Source organism: Streptococcus sp. 4094, assembly GCF_013277125.1.
Taxonomy (GTDB): domain Bacteria; phylum Bacillota; class Bacilli; order Lactobacillales; family Streptococcaceae; genus Streptococcus.
Genome location: NZ_VMMI01000092.1, coordinates 1 through 989, shown reverse-complemented (window position 1 = coordinate 989; position 989 = coordinate 1). Strand labels below are relative to the sequence as shown.

General features: G+C 37.8%; 1 protein-coding gene. It reads right to left on the bottom strand.

Annotation, left to right across the window (positions count from 1 at the left end; genetic code table 11):
- Window positions 1-424: YSIRK-type signal peptide-containing protein (locus tag HT721_RS11240; protein ID WP_240150000.1), on the bottom strand; the 424-nt coding region annotated here is incomplete at its 3' end.
- Between the last annotated feature and the right edge of the window lie 565 nt (window positions 425-989).

Here is a 989-nt window from a genome sequence, read left to right as displayed (position 1 = left end):
TCGTATCAGCGACGGTCGGCTGTTCTTGCTCTTTTACTTCTCCTGCTTGAGAAGGTTCTTGGTTAGCTGAATTTGTCTCGGACTGAGCAGAGTTAGACTCAGCTCCTGCTTGCCCTTGATTGGTTCCCTCAGCTGGAGCTTCTTGCGTTTTCACCTCATCAGGTGCTTTGAGTTCAGCTGGCTGGTCAGTTAGAACCTTGTTCGAGTCTCCCTCATCCGAGGACGCCGGATTTCCATCTGCATTGCCATCAGAACCTGCCGTAACGACATCACTTGCCGTAGCTTGAGTGATGGGTTCATGCGCTGCTACTGCCCCGTTAGCAAAGAACATCAATGCCGCAACCGCGACACTGGCAGCACCAAAGTGGTATTTTCGAATCGAATATCGGAAAACCTTTTCTTTGTTATATTTTCCAAAGTCCATGAAATCTTTCTCCTTTTTTGTAAGTTGTTTTGAAAACAAAATAGCCTTATCATCTTCAAACTCACATGATATTAAATAGTATTGATAGCACTATTTAACCCACTGCACCCAGTGTACAGTCTAGTAATAATTATACCATACCCCCCCCCCCGAATTTACCATCTAATCATCCAAAAATCTTGATTTTTAGAGAATTTTTTAGTATGTGTTTATTATATTGATTATAGGTATACACTTTTTTGATTTATTTCCTAGAAACTAATAACTTTTCTATATCTTTATTTATGAAATTTTTAGTATAATAATAGTTATAATCGGCTGATTTTTAACAGTATGAATATATTGAATCGAATTTAGAAACCAAGTATGAATCCGGATTTTAGTTTGAAAAACCTCCCTATTTTTTATTGGAAGAGCTTATCATCAGTTTCTAAAAAATGTCTCAGACTTATACTAGACTTGTTCGATACCTATTTGCAGCAAGATTAAATGGTTAGCTGGTTAGAAATTGAATTGTTCAGCTTTTATTTCATCTCACTATCCCCTATTCCTAGAGCCACAATCT